Source organism: Priestia koreensis, assembly GCF_001274935.1.
Lineage (GTDB): Bacteria > Bacillota > Bacilli > Bacillales > Bacillaceae_H > Bacillus_AG > Bacillus_AG koreensis.
The window spans coordinates 320,115-333,959 of the sequence record NZ_LILC01000013.1 but is presented as its reverse complement, the minus strand read 5'-3'; the positions used below and the strand labels follow the sequence as shown (position 1 = coordinate 333,959).

19 protein-coding genes are annotated in these 13,845 nt (G+C 39.9%); 10 read left to right on the top strand and 9 right to left on the bottom strand.

The features are described from left to right. Window positions 1-43 precede the first annotated feature (43 nt). The gene (locus AMD01_RS10840; protein WP_053401419.1) at window positions 44-1,558 is read left to right on the top strand and encodes a xylose ABC transporter ATP-binding protein; all 1,515 of its coding nucleotides are present in this window, start codon (window positions 44-46) and stop codon (window positions 1,556-1,558) included. A gap of 1 nt (window position 1,559) precedes the next feature. Continuing rightward, a complete protein-coding gene (locus AMD01_RS10835) occupies window positions 1,560-2,744 on the top strand; it encodes a sugar ABC transporter permease (protein WP_053401418.1) in 1,185 nt (394 codons plus the stop codon). 221 nt (window positions 2,745-2,965) lie between these two features. Here the strand turns inward: AMD01_RS10835 and AMD01_RS10830 are convergent, their stop codons facing one another. Then, window positions 2,966-3,367: a thiol-disulfide oxidoreductase DCC family protein gene (locus AMD01_RS10830; protein ID WP_053401417.1), complete on the bottom strand. Its 402-nt coding sequence runs from the start codon at window positions 3,365-3,367 to the stop codon at window positions 2,966-2,968. 217 nt (window positions 3,368-3,584) lie between these two features. Between AMD01_RS10830 and AMD01_RS10825 the strand changes: the two genes are divergently transcribed. The 4 genes from AMD01_RS10825 to AMD01_RS10815 all read left to right on the top strand — a co-directional run bounded on the left by AMD01_RS10825 (window position 3,585) and on the right by AMD01_RS10815 (window position 6,338). Then, window positions 3,585-4,151 (top strand): RNA polymerase sigma factor, encoded by a 567-nt coding sequence (locus AMD01_RS10825; protein ID WP_053401416.1) that lies wholly within the window; start codon window positions 3,585-3,587, stop codon window positions 4,149-4,151. Continuing rightward, on the top strand, window positions 4,148-4,927 hold the full coding sequence (locus AMD01_RS10820; RefSeq protein ID WP_053401415.1) for an anti-sigma factor: 780 nt from the start codon (window positions 4,148-4,150) through the stop codon (window positions 4,925-4,927). Before AMD01_RS10825 ends, AMD01_RS10820 begins: the two co-directional genes overlap by 4 nt. Window positions 4,928-5,030: 103 nt before the next feature. Continuing rightward, a complete protein-coding gene (locus AMD01_RS24100) occupies window positions 5,031-5,213 on the top strand; it encodes a hypothetical protein (RefSeq protein ID WP_157052705.1) in 183 nt (60 codons plus the stop codon). Window positions 5,214-5,867: 654 nt separating this feature from the next. After that, the gene (locus AMD01_RS10815) at window positions 5,868-6,338 is read left to right on the top strand and encodes a DinB family protein (RefSeq protein ID WP_053401414.1); all 471 of its coding nucleotides are present in this window, start codon (window positions 5,868-5,870) and stop codon (window positions 6,336-6,338) included. A 91-nt stretch (window positions 6,339-6,429) separates the two neighbouring features. Here AMD01_RS10815 and AMD01_RS24600 read toward each other — a convergent pair whose 3' ends face one another. Together AMD01_RS24600 and AMD01_RS10805 are read right to left on the bottom strand one after the other, a co-directional pair. Beyond that, on the bottom strand, window positions 6,430-6,762 hold the full coding sequence (locus tag AMD01_RS24600) for a hypothetical protein (RefSeq protein ID WP_053401413.1): 333 nt from the start codon (window positions 6,760-6,762) through the stop codon (window positions 6,430-6,432). Window positions 6,763-6,872: 110 nt separating this feature from the next. Then, window positions 6,873-7,583 carry a class I SAM-dependent methyltransferase gene (locus tag AMD01_RS10805; protein ID WP_053401412.1) on the bottom strand — a complete coding sequence of 237 codons (711 nt, stop codon included), beginning with the start codon at window positions 7,581-7,583 and terminating at the stop codon, window positions 6,873-6,875. A gap of 279 nt (window positions 7,584-7,862) precedes the next feature. Between AMD01_RS10805 and AMD01_RS10800 the strand changes: the two genes are divergently transcribed. Together AMD01_RS10800 and AMD01_RS10795 are read left to right on the top strand one after the other, a co-directional pair. Next, entirely contained in the window at window positions 7,863-8,462 is a 600-nt protein-coding gene (locus AMD01_RS10800) for a hypothetical protein (protein WP_053401411.1), read from the top strand. A 40-nt stretch (window positions 8,463-8,502) separates the two neighbouring features. Continuing rightward, on the top strand, window positions 8,503-9,135 hold the full coding sequence (locus tag AMD01_RS10795; RefSeq protein WP_053401410.1) for a hypothetical protein: 633 nt from the start codon (window positions 8,503-8,505) through the stop codon (window positions 9,133-9,135). A gap of 56 nt (window positions 9,136-9,191) precedes the next feature. Here the strand turns inward: AMD01_RS10795 and AMD01_RS10790 are convergent, their stop codons facing one another. Then, on the bottom strand, window positions 9,192-10,001 hold the full coding sequence (locus AMD01_RS10790; RefSeq protein WP_053401409.1) for a YitT family protein: 810 nt from the start codon (window positions 9,999-10,001) through the stop codon (window positions 9,192-9,194). A gap of 616 nt (window positions 10,002-10,617) precedes the next feature. Continuing rightward, a complete protein-coding gene (locus AMD01_RS10785) occupies window positions 10,618-11,595 on the bottom strand; it encodes a bile acid:sodium symporter family protein (RefSeq protein ID WP_053401408.1) in 978 nt (325 codons plus the stop codon). Window positions 11,596-11,768: 173 nt separating this feature from the next. On the opposite strand from AMD01_RS10785, the gene AMD01_RS10780 reads away from it, so the two are divergent. Together AMD01_RS10780 and AMD01_RS10775 are read left to right on the top strand one after the other, a co-directional pair. Next, the gene (locus AMD01_RS10780) at window positions 11,769-12,014 is read left to right on the top strand and encodes a hypothetical protein (RefSeq protein ID WP_053401407.1); all 246 of its coding nucleotides are present in this window, start codon (window positions 11,769-11,771) and stop codon (window positions 12,012-12,014) included. A 45-nt stretch (window positions 12,015-12,059) separates the two neighbouring features. Further along, on the top strand, window positions 12,060-12,266 hold the full coding sequence (locus tag AMD01_RS10775; RefSeq protein WP_157052704.1) for a hypothetical protein: 207 nt from the start codon (window positions 12,060-12,062) through the stop codon (window positions 12,264-12,266). Window positions 12,267-12,331: 65 nt separating this feature from the next. Here the strand turns inward: AMD01_RS10775 and AMD01_RS10770 are convergent, their stop codons facing one another. The 4 genes from AMD01_RS10770 to AMD01_RS10755 all read right to left on the bottom strand — a co-directional run bounded on the left by AMD01_RS10770 (window position 12,332) and on the right by AMD01_RS10755 (window position 13,765). Further along, on the bottom strand, window positions 12,332-12,631 hold the full coding sequence (locus tag AMD01_RS10770) for a hypothetical protein (RefSeq protein WP_053401405.1): 300 nt from the start codon (window positions 12,629-12,631) through the stop codon (window positions 12,332-12,334). A gap of 1 nt (window position 12,632) precedes the next feature. After that, complete coding sequence (locus AMD01_RS10765; RefSeq protein WP_053401404.1) at window positions 12,633-12,995, bottom strand: hypothetical protein; 363 nt, start codon at window positions 12,993-12,995, stop codon at window positions 12,633-12,635. Window positions 12,996-13,011: 16 nt separating this feature from the next. After that, window positions 13,012-13,227: a hypothetical protein gene (locus AMD01_RS10760; protein WP_053401403.1), complete on the bottom strand. Its 216-nt coding sequence runs from the start codon at window positions 13,225-13,227 to the stop codon at window positions 13,012-13,014. A gap of 85 nt (window positions 13,228-13,312) precedes the next feature. Next, a complete protein-coding gene (locus tag AMD01_RS10755) occupies window positions 13,313-13,765 on the bottom strand; it encodes an Hsp20/alpha crystallin family protein (protein WP_053401402.1) in 453 nt (150 codons plus the stop codon). Window positions 13,766-13,845 lie beyond the last annotated feature (80 nt).

Sequence of the window (13,845 nt, the reverse complement as noted above, 5' to 3'; positions counted from 1 at the left end):
TAACGGAGTCGCTTTCTATTTGAACGCTGAAGGGAGAAGACATATGGCTGTTCTTGAGATGGAAGGAATCGTCAAGGAGTTTCCAGGCGTAAAGGCACTCGATAACGTTTCTTTTTCTGTACAAAGAGGAGAAATACACGCGCTGTGTGGAGAAAACGGGGCCGGAAAATCAACGCTTATGAAGGTATTAAGCGGGTTATATGCACACGGATCGTACGAAGGAAAGATTATGATGGAGCAAGGAGAGCAGATGTTTAAAACGATCAAAGATGCCGAGCATGCTGGGATCGCGATTATTTATCAAGAGCTTGCTCTCGTGAAGCATATGACGGTCGCAGAGAATTTAATTTTAGGTAATGAACCTGCTCGTTTTGGCGTTATTAATCGTCATGAAATGTACCGCGAAACTGAAAAATGGCTTAGTCGAGTGGGACTAAAAGGAGTAAGCCCTGAAACCATTACAGGGACACTAGGAATTGGACAACAGCAGTTAATTGAGATCGCAAAAGCACTCTCAAAGAATGCTAAAATTCTCATTTTAGATGAGCCGACCGCTGCTTTAACCGAGCAGGAAGTAGACATTCTTCTAGCGATTTTAAAAGAGTTTCGGAACCAAGGCGTGACGTGTATCTATATCTCGCACAAACTAAATGAAGTATTTGATATCGCAGATAAAATTACGATTTTACGTGATGGAAAGACGATTGGTACGTACCAAACGAGTACGATTACGGAAGATCAGGTGATTGCATACATGGTCGGAAGAGAAATGACCAATCGTTATCCAGACATCCAGTTTAATCCAAAGGAAGTCGTTTTATCGCTAAAAGACTACAGCGTGTATCATCCGGACTTTCATCATAAAAAGGTGATAAACAATGTGTCGCTTGAAGTTCGTAAGGGAGAAATCCTTGGTATTGCGGGCCTCATGGGGTCAGGACGAACGGAGCTTGCGATGAGCTTATTTGGGGCCTATGGTGGAAAAACAGAGGGTGACGTGTACATTGAAGGTGAGTATGCGCGCATTAAAACGACTCAAGGGGCGATTCGAAAAGGGATTGCGCTTGTGTCAGAGGATCGCAAAAAATATGGACTTGTCCTAAATATGGATATTAAAAAGAACGTTACGCTTCCAAGCTTAAAAGCGATTACGTCATTTGGCTCCATCAATCAAAACGAAGAAGTTCGCTACGGAACCGATTATTTACGAAAGCTTCGTATTAAAGCAAAGTCTGTTGAAACGGTTGTTGGAACGCTTAGCGGTGGAAATCAACAGAAGGTTGTCATCGGAAAGTGGCTTATGACAAATCCAAAGGTGCTAATTTTAGATGAACCTACTCGTGGAATTGATATTGGGGCCAAGTTAGAAATCTATCAAATTATGCATGAGCTTTTAAATGAGGGAGTGGCCATTATTATGATTTCCTCGGAGCTTCCTGAAATCTTAGGAATGAGTCACCGTGTGGCCGTCCTCTGTGAGGGAAGACTTGCGGCGACACTGCCGATTAAAGAAGCAACGCAGGAAAATATTATGAAAGCTGCGACAGGAGGAGTATAAAATGGAGGCTGGACGTGTAACAGATCTTGAGGTCAAACCGGGAGCGGGAAAACGAAAAGTAAGCTTTCAATTCGACATGCGTGCTTATTCCATGATTGGAGCACTCATCGTCATTTGGGTCTTCTTTGCCATTATGAATGAAACATTTTTAACGCCAAGGAACTTATCAAATCTATTTTTACAAATGTCGGTTACGTCTGTACTTGCGATTGGGATGGTACTTGTCATCGTATCAGGACAAATTGATCTATCCATTGGTTCTCTTGTTGGACTAACGGGCGGGGTTGCCGCTGTTTTAAATGTATGGTTTCATTGGAGCGCGATTCCCGTTATTATTGCAACGATCATTTTAGGAGCATTAATTGGCCTATGGCAGGGCTGGTGGGTAGCATACCGGGCCGTTCCTGCCTTTATCGTAACGCTTGGTGGAATGCTTATTTTCCGGGGAATCTTAACCGGTATGACGGATAGTCAAACCGTGGCACCGCTAACAGTTGACTTCAAAGCAATTGGTCAAGGATATATCCTTCCTTGGTTCGGGTACGCAATGGCAGCAGTCGGGGTGCTGATTATGGCATTTTTAACGATTCGACAGCGTCAAGCACGGATCAAATATGGCTTTGAAGTGGCGGGAATGGGATTAACGAGTGTGAAGCTTATTGGATATACGGTACTGATCATGGGCTTTGCTTATGTGATGAATCAGTATCAAGGAATTCCGATTCCGATTATTATCGTGATTGTGTTAGCACTAGTGTTTACGTTTATTGCTAAAAACACGGTGTTTGGTCGTCAAGTATATGCCATTGGTGGAAATACAGAAGCGGCGGTCTTATCAGGGATTAATAGTAAAAAACGCATTTTGTTTGTCTTTGTCCTATGTAATACGCTAGCAGCAGTAGCTGGATTAATTTTAACGGCACGCGTAAATGCGGCGACTGTTGGCGCAGGAAACATGTACGAATTGGATGCAATCGCAGCATGTGTAATCGGTGGAACAAGCTTAATGGGCGGGATTGGAACTATTCCTGGAGCACTAATTGGGGGACTTGTAATGGCAAGTCTTGATAACGGAATGAGTATCATGAACATTGATTCCTTCTGGCAGCTGATCGTAAAAGGAAGCATCTTAATTATTGCTGTTTGGTTCGATATTTACAGCAGAAGTCAAAAGAAACTTGGATAGATAAAAAAGGAATGAGGCACTGCTCCTCATTCCTTTTTATATTTGAACAACTATTTTCCTTGCAGTCAATGACTACGAGTGGCTCAGTAGAAGAAGCACGTAAACCATTCGACTGTTTGGTATAATGGATTAGCATCATGTCTTTATGGATACGAAACGTTCTTTAGACCATTAGGATAGACGTGATGTGAAAATAAGAACGGACACCCTACTGTTCAACATTAGTTCAAAAATCGCTTTCGAACATCAGGGGTAGGAATCATGCAGGCATCGCGTTTTCCGAACCACTTGTAGCGATTTTTCGCTATAATGGAGTAGATATAATCACGGATGGGCCTTGGGACAATGATGGCGGCATAAAATAGTTTCCATCCTCCGTCAAGTCGCCGTGCAATTTTCAGGGCGGCAGTTGACTTTACATAGCAGCGATTGTTTTCAATGTATACGAGGCTATCTAAATAATGATCGGGAATAGAAAAGCTTTTGAGGATGCGTTCTCCCGCTTCCGATTGCAAAGGGGCGAATTGAAATATACCTTTTTGGTCATGCTTAATGATAAAATTAATACTGCCGTTGCAAAAATTACATACGCCATCAAATAAAACGAGAGGGCTTGTTTCCATTGTGGTTCACCTCTACTTATTTTCGCTATTTCTATTGTATAAAGATTTCCATTCCGTTGCAAAACAAATGATGAGGATTGAAAATGAAAAAAGACGGGTATGGTTAACAAGTTAGTGAAAAATACCTATTTTGCTGTTTTGGTGATCCATTTTACTATTTCTTCCGTTAGAATAATGACAGCAGTCATCACAGCAAACGGATCAAAAGGAGAATTATATGGAAAAGTTGAACGATGCTGTTCTGTATGACAGGATAAAGCAAGGTGATCAATCCGCGCTCGAACTGTTATACGATCGATACGAAAAGATATTATATTCATTCGCGTTTAAATTGACGAGTAACATAGATGTAGCAGAAGAAGTTGTTCAGGAAGTATTCATCAAGCTATGGAAAGGTGGAGGTGTCTATGATGAGACAAAAGGGAAATTCTCATCGTGGATCCTAACCATTGCTCGAAACACAGCTATCGACTTAATTCGTAAACGAAAAGACCAGCCGTTTCAAGATGCGGAAGTATTAAATCTACTAGCGGACGAAAACACGCATGTCGAAGGAGAAGTAGAGTGGCAGGAGGAACGAGAGCGAATCAAGCGAGCTGTATCACAGCTTTCAACCGAACAACAAGAAGTAATTGATTATGTTTATTTTAAAGGATTCACACAGCAAAAAATTGCGGAATCACGGCAAATTCCGCTCGGAACAGTAAAAGGAAGGATACGATTAGCCTTGAAAAATTTACGACAGTACCTAGTAGCGGACCACGGAAGGAGGGGAGATGCATGAACAACGATTATTGCCACTTAGTGATTGACTACTTTAATGGAGCGTTATCTGATGAGGAACGTATGCAATTTGAACAGCACTTAAAAGAGTGCCACAGCTGTCAAGAAGAGCTTCGGGAGCTTCAAGAAGTGGTCGGTGATCTTGCTTTTTTAGCAGAACCAAAGTCTCCCCCATCTGACATGAAAGCACGTGTACTAGCGAATGTATTTGCAGAGGAGCAAGAGAAACCTGTTCAGCCCGTAGATCGTTCAGAAGTTAAAAAGCCGTCCGTTGTAGAGAAGCCACGACCAAAAAGACGAGGCCAGACGCGGTGGTTAATGCCTCTTTTAGCAGCTGGTTTATTGTTATCACTCATTGGAAATGGATATGCCGTTGTGAACTGGGACAAAGAAAATGAAAGCGCCGAGCCGCTAAGAGCAACGAGCACAGATTCCATCAGTAAAACTCTAAGCTTGCAGGCAGCGTCGACAAAGCCAGCTACTGCCACAGCTTCAATGGTCAACACGACGAATAACAGCACAAACATGGTCATTCAAGCACAGGGTCTTTCATCTCTAAAAGGAAATGAAGTCTATCAAGTTTGGCTGATCAAAGATAATAAACCTCAGCCAGCCGGTTCGTTCGTAACAGATAGCCAAGGAAATGGTGTAATGGTATATACGCTAAAACCACAGGAAGCAAAAAAACAGTGGGATACCATTGCGATTACGCTTGAAAATCAACCAAACCGAAAGCTACCACAGGGCGATATTGTACTGAGCTCGAAATATGATTAACGAAAAGACTCCTTTTGCAGAAGGAGTCTTTTTTTAGGTTGAATAAATGGATTTTCTTTATTATTAAAGCAAAAAACACCCAAGTTCCTTTCGAAATGGAAATTTGGCCCTTGCATATGATGCAGTCGCTCTAGGTTGTTTGGAACGGAAGGTGCGAGACTTCTGCGGGATTAGCGTGACAGGTGAGACCCTGCAGAGCAACGAGGAGGCTCACCGCACGCCCCGCGGAAAGCGAAGCGACCTGGAGTGGAAATCAACCGACTCCGTTATGAACGCAATCCTTTAGGGACTTTTTCAGTGGCCTCAGCAGTTCTGCGTGTTCTTTTATAATGTCATTTCTTTTCTGGAGCCATACTTCCTAAAATCATGGCAAAAAAATGAACGTAGGTGCTTTTTCTAGAAAAGGGCAGTATGACTGGGGTTCGAAAATTAAGGAAATTATTGTAAACTTTTAATATATGCATAGTGTTAAATGAAAGCCATTCGTAACGACTCTCATTTTTATAATAGAGCTACTTTTAGTTTTAGAAAAGGCTTTTAGTATAAAAAGGCTGAAGCGATACTTGTTTTCGATCATCAATACTAGAAATAGATTGTATAAAGGGATAAAATAGACTAAGAGAATATGGAATTAAATGAAAAATAAGTAAAAAAATGCAGAGCGATCTTTCTGGTCATTTTATTGTTTTGTAAACCATTTTTTATTTTTCTCTACTCATTACCTAAAATGACAGGATATGTAGAAGTGGTATGCATCCATCCAATGGCGAATGAAAAATCTATAGTTATCGTTAAAAACCTTTCTCAGTTTAAGAAGGAAATTAGGTAAAATGATTTTTTGAAAAAATTAGAAGAAAACGTACTTTTACAATAAACGTTTTTACTTTGAGAGGAGTACGGCGACTTTTCGTACTCAAATACGATAGATGGGGGAATAAAAATGAATGCAGTTGATATTATACTAGTGAATGCCAAAGAGATTAGGAGACGAAGCGTAAAGGTTTGGGAAGCCATCCCTGAAAATAAGCTTCATTGGAAACCGGACAGTGAAGCGATGAGCGCTTTAGAAATGGTGCGCCATGTATTAGAGTCTGAATATTATTATCACTTGGCGATTGTAAACAGAGGAAGCTTAACGGAATTCCATTCTCCTTTTGAAAATAGACCGTTTCGTTCGGTTCAAGATGAATTAGCATTTGCAGACTCATATCATCAAGAGTTTCTAAATATGATTGGTGGATTTTCTGAAGAGGAGCTAACCACTATTCAAATTGATCGGTCAGATGTAGGTTATGTTCGGTCACTTGGTGATATGTTAATGCGAATTGGTTATCATGAATCTGTACATACGGGGCAACTTTTACAGTATCTACGAAGTATGGACGCTAATCGACCACGAGTTTGGGATTGAATACGAGTTTTAAGGGCTATGTGACTGTGTATAGTCCTTTTTATCACGTAAAAAAAAGACTTCTTCCGAAGAAGGAGTCTTTTCTCTTCTATTAGATGAAAAATAAGCTAGCGATTGCAATGCCCGCGATAAAGCCGATAGCTAAACTGTAAGCACCGCCGTAGAAGTAGCCTCCACCGCCGCCATAGTAACCTCCGCCACCGCCGCAGCCTCCACCGCCGCAGCCTCCACCGCAACCACAGCCACATCCGCCACCGAAGAACCCGTATCCGTAGCCTCTTCTTGATCTTAATGGCTCAATGTAAACCTTCTCACCTGATACTTTTGAAATGCGTCCGACGTGAACTTTTCCGTTACGATCGGTGATTTTAACGGTTTTACCTGTATAACGACGACATAATGAATGATAATCTCTAGTAGACAATAGCACTTACCCCTTTCGTGTTTCTACTATAAGGTATGAAAGATACTAGAAAGGGTTCTGTGCAAATCTCCCAATTTTCTCGTATTAATAGAGAAAGTTAGGAGATTTTCTTATTTAACCGCACGAAAGATTGAAAATGAAAGGTGGGGAGCTAGCTCTTCGTGTCGTGCTAGAATGTCATAGATGGCTTGTGGAATGGGGTGAGTAAGTGAAAAGTCTGTTCCGTTTTCGATTTGTTCTTCAAGGTCCTCTTCATACGAAGGAGGGGTGAGGCTAGATGTTTTACGGAAGCCTGCTATTTGTAGCGCATCAATCCATTCTTGTTCGGTCAGCATACGAGGAAAACGATAAAAGGCTCGAAGTTCCTCAGCCGTTTCATCTGTTAAAGAGGGGTTTTTGGTTGTTTCAATTGCAAGAAGCACCCCTCCAGGCTTTAAAACTCGGTGATATTCAGCAAGCGAATAGTCCGTGCGAGTAAACGTTGAGACGGATTCTGACAGCACGAGATGAAAGGATTCGTCTGGAAAGGAAAGGAGTTCCGCATTCTCAACGGTTGCCTTAAGCGGAAGTCTGTGATGATGGAAACGCTGATTCGCTTTTTTCACCATCATTTCGTTCGCATCACAGGCAGAAAGCTGTGAGGGGAAGTTTGAATAGATATAAGCGGCCGTTTGCCCTGTGCCGCAGCCAATATCTAAGATGGCCGTTTGATCTGTAATCGTTTCCTGTGCTAGTAAATAGGAAGTTAATGAAAGGCCTCCAGGGTGAGCACCGCCAACCCCCATTTGAGCAAGAAAATCTAAATAACCGAATTGTGTCATACATATACTCCTTTATTGTCGAGATGTCTTTGTAGTATATGAAGAGGGGTTGCAAAGGGAGATTTTCTGAATTTTTCTTTTTATATAGGAATGAAATATACGTTTTTTTTCTGAAAGTAAAAGTAAAAAATAATGGTTTTTATATACTGATAAAGTTTACAGAAAACGCGAAATCCTTTTTCTTCTTAATAAAATTAATTTTTCCATGTGAAAAACTTCAAAAAAAGTAATCCAAATGTTATATTAGAAAAGTTATAAAAAACCTCAGGAGGGAAACACATGAAGAAAATGAAATACTTGATAGTAGCTTTGGGACTAATGTTTGCATTAGCTGCTTGTTCAGGAGAGCAAGAAAAAGCATCAGAAAAAAAGACTGATTCAAAGAATGCTGTAAATGTTCATAAAGGACTATTTAACGTTGAGATTACAATTCCTGCCTCAACGTTTGAAGGACAAGATATTAATAAAGTAATAGACGAGGCGAAAAAAGAAGGTATTAAAAAAGTCACTAAAAATTCCGATGGATCGCTTACATACAAAATGACTAAATCTCAGCATGAAAAACTATTGAAGAGTCTAAATACTCACATTGAGAGTTCTCTTGGCGAAATGAAAACGAGTAAGGATTATACATCTATTCATGATGTAACCCACAATCAAAATTATACTGAATTAACGCTTTTGGTAGATAAACAAAAATATGAAAATAGTATGGATGGATTTTCATTAGTAGCTCTTGGAATGAGTGGGATGATGTATCAACTGTATGACGGGAAAAATGACAAGGACATTCAAGTGAAGATTCATGTAAAAGACAAAAATACTAACGATGTATTTAAGACAGTCGTGTACCCTAATGATTTTGATAAAACGGAATAACGAGGAAGTATAAAATAAAAAGACGAGGAGCATTACAAGAATGATACTAAAAAAAACAATAGGATTACTAATAAGTAGTGTTGTTAGTATTGGATTATTAGCTGCGTGTAGCCAAGAGACAGAAAAAGTTTTCGTAAAAGAAGAAGGTACTAAGCAAAAAGAAGAAAAGCAAACGCCAAAACCTGTGGCGAAAAAGGAATCACCGCTTGGAACTAGAAGTAATCCAATCCCCTTTCAAAAAACGGCTACGATAGAAGATGATATTTACGATGACAACGGAGATTCGTATCCGATAAAATTTGATCTTACGATGGAGGAAATTATACGAGGTGAACAAGCATATCAAATGTTGAAAAAAATGAATGAATTTAATGAAGCACCTCCAGAAGGATATGAATATATGATCGTAAAATCAAAAGTGAAATTTGTTGAGTCTGAAACAAAGGATTTGGCTTTTAATATTGATGGGATTGTTAATTTTGCAGTGGTAAGTGAAAGTGGAGACATATATAGTGGAGACATTACGCCATCCACAGAACCTGAATTCAGCTTCGAAATGTATGTTGGGAACGAAAAAGAAGGATACATAGCGGGACTAGTAAAGAAAGATGAAAAAGCACAGCTTCGATATCAAAAAAATCTTGATGGAGAAGTTTTCTTCAACTTACAGTAACACCTATATACAGATCAAAAAAAACGAAGCGCTCTAATGTCGCGCTTCGTTTTTTTCTATCCTCTATGAAACAGTCCTACTACCTCGACCGTTTCAGTAATATTTACAAAAGCCTGTGGGTCGACGTCCTGAATAAGTCCTTTAATGTTTGTCAGCTCGTATCGTGAAATAACCGTCATAAGAATTTTACGCTCGGTTTTTGAGTAGGCACCTTCACCATCCATCACCGTAATGCCTCGGTATACGCTGTCTAGAAGACGCTGTTTCATGTCTTCACCTTTGCTTGTAATAATCATCAGCGTTAGTTTAATGTGACGCGTGTGCACAGCATCGACTACTTTACCAGTTACAAAGATGGACACAAGCGTGTAAAGTGCTGCGTCCCAGCCAAGGAAAAATCCTGAGATGATGACGACAATTCCATTCATTGCACTTAAAATCGTTCCAATTGGCATATCACGCTTCACCGTTAAGAGAAGGCTCACAATATCAAATCCACCTGTACAAGCAGAGCTTCGTAGCACGATTCCTACACCAATACCGGTTAGGACACCGCCGAATACGCTTGAAATAATAACGTCGTGTGCAACAGCCTGAATCGGAATAACATAAAGGGCAACAGAGAGCACCACAACAGACAATATACTATATAAAATGAAGTCTCTTCCTAATTTAATGTAGCCAATAATCAAAAGAGGCAGGTTAAGTAAAAAGTTCATCAGTCCTGTATCAAGAGGAGAGAGAATTCCAATAATCATCGCAATCCCACTAATTCCACTACTTAAAATGTTATGAGGGATTAAAAACCAGTTGTATGCGACTGCAATGATAAGAGACCCTACTGTAACGCTAAAAAATCGAAGCATTTCCATCCATCCTTTACATCAATTTCAAGTGTTGTTTTCGGGAAGTCCTGCTTACATCTTTGTGATATTGTGAGCAATAAGTCCCGATTTTTAAACCATATTTTTTTGTCATCATGACTCTTTTCATACAAAATCGTGTTCGTTTGTCGGATAAATATAATTATATTCGTTTTTATACAAAAACAAGAAAAAAAGATTATTCAGATTTTTTCTGAGATTTTATGAAATAATCTGAATAATAAAAAAGTCGTATAAACCTTGATATGAAAGGGATATTGTTCAACATTTTTAAAAATAAAGAGTGTAGTTTTGAAGGTGAAAATACGAAGAAAACGCCTGAATAAACCTTCCGATAAAAGAATTTAAATGCATTTATTTGGATTTAAATTCACAAGGGCGTAACATAAGGCAGACAGATTAAAGAATTAAGAGAAGGATTCAACAACGCACTGACGAATTTTAAAAAGAGTTTACGACAGGAAGGATGAATTTTGCTCGCACACTGTACTTTCGGTTACGTTTCTACGGAAAAGGGGAAGGCGCACAGTATCAAATTGAGCAACAAATCAATAATTGGTACAACAAAGAGGCCTAAATTTCTAGGCCTCTTTGTCATTTACGCGTGAATGCGAGTGGAAGCGGAATCTGCTTTTTCTACTTCTTTGATTTTGGCTGCTCGTTTTCCCCACCATGTGGCGAGCAGTGGACCGGAGATATTGTGCCATACGCTAAAGATCGCGCTTGGAACGGCGGCGGCCGGTGAGAAATGAGCGAGCGCAAGGGCAGCACCAAGGCCTGAATTTTGCATCCCCACCTCAATCGAGATTGCTTTCTGACTAGGATAATCAAGGCGAAGAAATTTCGCTGCTAAAAAGCCGAGTAATAATCCAAAACCGTTATGTAGGATGACAATCAGCATAATGAGTAACCCTGTTTTGGCGATTTGCGCAGAGTTAAGGGCAACAACAGCGCCTGCAACCGCAACAATTCCGACAACAGATACGAGTGGAAGGACGGTGACGCTCTTTTCCACCTGCTTTTTAAACAGCGCCTTGACTACAAGACCAAGGACAATCGGAACAAGGACAATTTGCAGAATGGATTGAAACATGGAGCTCGTTGAGACCGGCAACCATTTGCTAGCTAAAAGCAACGTTAGAGTCGGGGTTAAAAAAGGCGCAAGCAGTGTCGAAATTGATGTGACGGCAACGGACAGCGCTGTGTTTCCTTTGGCTAAAAAAGTCATCACGTTTGATGCAGTACCTCCAGGACAACAGCCGACTAAAATAACGCCAACGGCAGCTTGAGGCGGCAGGTTAAAAAGATTCGCCAGTGCGTACGCCACGAGCGGCATAATAATAAATTGAGCCAGAACGCCGATCATCACGCTCTTTGGTGTTTTTAGCAGTGCTTTAAAATCAGATAGTGATAGTGTAAGCCCCATGCCAAACATAATGATGCCCAACAAGATGGAGATGTAAGGAGCAATCCATGTAAAAGCACTTGGGACAAAAAAACTGATGGTCGCAACCACTACGACCCAGATCGCAAACGTGTCTCCTGCAAATTTGCTTATTCTCTCTACTGTTTTCATTTCGTATAACTCCTTTAAAAAAGATGATGTTTCTCATTATAATAAAAATTCTAAATATTTCAATAATTATTTAGTCACTAAATCATTTGTTTTGGAACAAATTCACCAAAAATGATGCACTTGAATAGCCTATAAATTAGTACAGGTGCACTAAAAAAAGGGAGGATACTTACATGCCAATATCTTTAATTTTTAACCAAATTAACGTGAACAGCATAGGAGTAACGTCGTCGGTTTCAACTGGTCAAAACAGTCAGTCAGACTGGACAACGCAAGCGAAGAGCAACTTTGGAAACGGGCAAGAGATTGGAATGGTTTACTCGCAGGGCATTGTTAATATTATCAACGACTGCGATGTTGTTGATGGCACAATGGCTCAACCGGAACTATTTAAACCACAGCCGACTATTCAATACTAAACGATGAAAAAAAATAATCGTGTGATTAACATTTGTTTTGACAATATGAACGTTAATTCAGTCATGAACAGCTCGGGTATTTTCACAGGTTCAAACGTCCAGTTATATTGGAAAACCTTTCTAAAAAATAACTTTGGTTTTGGAAACACCATCGGGATCAAAAATGATTCAACGGGTATTATTAATATTGTGAATGATCATGATGTAATCGACGGACCAATGTTTTTAAATAAAACATGTAAATCAGAATAGAAAAAGACGATTGTAGCATCCAGGTAAGGAGGATTCTCACAATCGTCTTTTTGTATTCAACATACCTAGGTACCAGTTGAATCATCATCTTCTGCGAAACGTTCTGCTAGAATGGTTCGTAGCCATTCCGGAACGGCTTGCTCATCTGGGTCATTAATCATGTCAATAATATCTGAGTCGTTTAATAAAGAGCGAAGCCCCTGAATATCATTATGATCACCGCTAATATTTCCGAGCCCTTGATTATGTTTTTTATAGCTCGTGAAGTCTGTTAGCCAGTTGTTTCCAAAATTTACCGATGAGGCTCCTTCTACACTATTAATTCGTATGGAACCAATAAAAAATGTAGGAGTAGGGACGCTCATATTATTCCTCCTTCTTTTTTGGATTAAATGAGACGTTAAACCCTTTCTCATGAGGCTGGACTTGACGTAGCGCCTCGTCGGTATTTTCTTGTTTTTCCTCTTTCTTTTTATTCACGCTCACACCAAAATTGTTGCCCACATTTAAGGCACCGCTCACTTCTTCAATGTCAATTTCGTCTAAATGAAAGGACAGCTCTTTTAAGACAGGTTGATGAATGTCCACATTTTGAATGTGAAAATGGTATTCGACCGGTCTTTTCTCTAACTGCTTTAGAAGCGATTCGAGATTTTCGAGCTTTTGATCGAGTGAGTGCTGCATTTCTTCTAGTTCAATGGACCGCTGTTTTTTTCGACGTCTAAACAAATAGAATCACTCAGTTCTACGTTTTCTTCTTTTGATAGAACTCAATTTGATCATCATCTACGACCATGTGCTTTCCTTTTGTAATCGGATTGTGATTTCCGAGAATGGCACCATATCCTTGATTTACTTTATGAGTGGCCTTGATACCAGTATGAATATTTTCCCCAGAAAAGATGCCGGAGTTGTTCATAACGCTTTCTACTTTAAAGTCGTTGAAGCGAATGTTAACCATTTGTCATCACCTCACATTCTGATGGGGTGTTATAGATGACGAGAGCCGCTCCGTTATTAGAGGACTCTCGTCACCTTATTATCTTTTAATCTAAATCCTCATCTTCTATGTCTGCTTCAAACGAAATCGGGATGGTTTGTTTTTGGGGATCTTTTTGAACGCGAACCTCCAGTAAACCCGCTCTATACTTGGCAGTTACGCTACTTTCTAGATAGTGAAAAGGGAGGCGGATGGAGCGTTCGAATTTCCCTGTGTAGCGTTCTTGCATTGGTAGCTGTTTCTTTGGATAAGGATATGGATACGGAATTTCCCCTTGAATAATCAGGTTATTGGATTCTAAGCGAATTTGAACATCCGTTGAAGACACCAGACCAGGAATTTCCATAACGACAATGCCTTCCGTATCCGTTTGATACAGATCAATATTCGGAAAACGTTTTGGTAAAATATCGTGCAAGTCGTTCCAAAAGTGGCGTCCGAGAATATCCTCTACCTTGTCATTGAGAGAGCTCCAATCAAAGTTTTTATCATTTTTCACAGCTTTACCTCCTTCAAATACACCTTGTTACAGCATATGTATGAGCCCAAGCAGTTTTAACCTAAAAAGAAAGAAAGTTC